The organism is Bifidobacterium sp. M3-N-101, from assembly GCF_023656805.1.
GTDB classification, from domain to species: Bacteria; Actinomycetota; Actinomycetes; order Actinomycetales; family Bifidobacteriaceae; genus Bifidobacterium; species Bifidobacterium breve.
In genome coordinates, this window is the sequence record NZ_JAMOKQ010000019.1 from 1 (window position 1) to 2,443 (window position 2,443).

The following is a 2,443-nucleotide window of genomic DNA, read 5'->3' on the forward strand; positions in this document are numbered from 1 at the left end:
TGTTTTTGTTCAATAGGAAGTTGAGGTTTTAGTCACGAAGGTTTTTCGGGTTTAGGCGGAAAGGCATGCCGACCACCCGTGGGCCTTAGCCTGATGGTGCTTCTAGTTCCATTCGGGAAAGGTCCGGAAAGGCAATGATCAGCATGCCCCAGATACAGTCTATCCGTTCGCGTCGCAGGAACGGTGAGTCCATCGCCTCGATAGCGCGCAGCGAGAGGGTCAGCGAGCCGACCGTGCGCAAGTATCTGAGGGTCGACGGCCTATCGGCCAGGCCGCCCGTGAGGCGACGTCGTGGTTCGGTGATCGACGAGTGGCTGCCCATGATCGAGGGCATGCTCGCCGAGGACCGGGAGACCTGGCGCAAGCAGCGGCATACCGCGACCCGCATCCATGAGCGGTTGCGCGACGAGTACGGGGCCGGGGTGTCGTTGTCGACGGTGACCCGGACCGTGGCGCGGCTCAGGCGCGAGGCCGCGGCGGAGCGGGAGGCCGGTTTCCTGGACCTGTCGTGGCATCCGGGCGAATGCCAGGCGGACTTCGGCCAGGTCGACGTGCGCTACCGGGGCGTCGTGACGCGAATGCGGCATTTCGTGTTGGATTTCCCGTACTCGAACATCGGGCCGAGCCGGCTGATGCCCGGGGAGAACGCGGAGTGCACGTGCCAGGCCCTCAGGAACCTATTCGAATGGCTGGGCGGGGCGCCCGAACGCATCGTGTATGACAACGCCGCCGGCGTCGGACGCAAATGGTTCGGCAGGATCCGCCTGACCCGCCTGTTCCAGGCGTTCCAGGCGCACTACGGGTTCGAGTACGCGTTCCGCAACCCGTACTCGGGACACGAGAAGGGCGGCGTCGAGGCCCGGGTCGGGGCCGTGCGCCGCAGGCCGTTCGTGCCGGTGCCCGGCGTATGGAACCTCGACAGCTTCAACCTGCGCCTGCCCGGCCGCCGCCTCGGACTGGGGGACAAGGACCACCACAGGAAGGGCGAGAGCCAGACCGGCCTGTTCGACGAGGACCGAAAGGCGCTGCCGCCCCTGCCCGCCAAGCCGTTCGACGTGGTCACGTGGACGAGGATGAAGGCCGACAAATACGGCAACATCACCGTCCAGGGCCGCCACCGGTACGCGGCCGGACCCGAACACGCCGGCCATGAGATGATCGTCGGCCTGAGGGCCCTGGAGGTGGAGATCCTCGATGCCGAAGGCAAACGCGTGATCACGCATCCGAGGTCCTACGGGGACAAGCCGACCGACAGCGGCGACCCGTCGAGCCAGCTCGGGCTGTTGTGCGACCGGCCGGCGGCCTGGCGCAACAGCCGGGTGCGCGACGCGATGCCCGACCCGCTTCGCGAATGGATCGACGCGCAGGACGAGGCCACGCGGCGCGACGGCCTGCGTGCCCTGCTGCACGCCGACGGCGAGAGCGGCTGGCGGGCGGCCGTGGCCGGCATGCTCGAGATCCTCGAATCCACCGGAGGCACGGACCGGGCCGGGGTATGTCTGGCCGCGGCACGCCACGCCTCGGGCCTGGGACCCGTGGCCTACGACGACCCCGTGGACCTGAGCGAATACGACATCGCCTACACCAAGGAGGACGAGTGAACCAGAAGAACGGACGGACCGACCCCGGCCCGCTGCGCGAGCGGGCGAGGAGCCTGTTCATCTCGCAGGCCGCCATCGACGAAACGCTCGAATGGGCCACGCCCCGCCAACTGGACGCCATCGACCGCATGCTCGCCACGGAACCGGCCAACAGGGAGGCCTCCAAACGGGCAAGGCTCATGCGCCAGGCCCGGTTCCCGGTGCCCAAAAGCCTCGACGGCTACGACTTCGCGAACGTGCGCCTGCCCGACGGATACACCAAGGAGCAGCTGACCGGCCTCGATTTCGCGGCCAAGGCGCAGGACCTCGTGTTCTACGGCAAGACGGGACGCGGAAAGACCCACCTGGCCACCGCCCTGGGCATGCTCGCCATCGAGCAAGGCAGGAGCGTGAGGTTCCGGCAGACCGCGGAGCTCGTGCTCCAGCCCGGCAAGGCCAAACGCGACGGCGCCCTCGACAGCCTGCTCGGGGACCTCGCCCGTGCCGACCTGATCATCCTCGACGAGTTCGGCTACGTGCCCTTCGACATCGACGGGGCCCGTCTCCTCTACCAGATCATCGCCGGCAGCTACGAACGTCGCAGCATCATCTTCACCACGAACATCGAGTTCAGCAAATGGGGGACGATCTTCGCCGACGACAAACTCGCCGCCGCGATCATCGACCGCATCGTCCACCACGGACGCCTCATCGAATTCACCGGCCCCAGCCGACGCGTCAGCCAAGCCCTCATGTTCGGCAAGACGGACAACCAGTAAAACAAACCACCGGCCGGCACTCCTCATGCCGAAAACCGAAAAAAATTAGTGACGAAACACGAAACACCGACTTGACTAAAAACA

Annotated in this window: 2 protein-coding genes; both read left to right on the forward strand. The window is 66.4% G+C overall.

The annotated features are described in order from the left end of the window. Positions 1-143 precede the first annotated feature (143 nt). Positions 144-1,601: an IS21 family transposase gene (istA, locus tag NBH12_RS10775; RefSeq protein WP_250819486.1), complete on the forward strand. Its 1,458-nt coding sequence runs from the start codon at positions 144-146 to the stop codon at positions 1,599-1,601. Further along, the gene (gene istB / locus NBH12_RS10780) at positions 1,598-2,359 is read left to right on the forward strand and encodes an IS21-like element helper ATPase IstB (RefSeq protein WP_134859539.1); all 762 of its coding nucleotides are present in this window, start codon (positions 1,598-1,600) and stop codon (positions 2,357-2,359) included. Before istA ends, istB begins: the two co-directional genes overlap by 4 nt. Positions 2,360-2,443: the final 84 nt, after the last annotated feature.

Excerpts from the sequence above, each read along its gene's own strand:
- istA (WP_250819486.1), top strand. The coding sequence starts at position 144 with ATGCCCCAGATACAGTCTATCCGTTCGCGTCGCAGGAACGGTGAGTCC.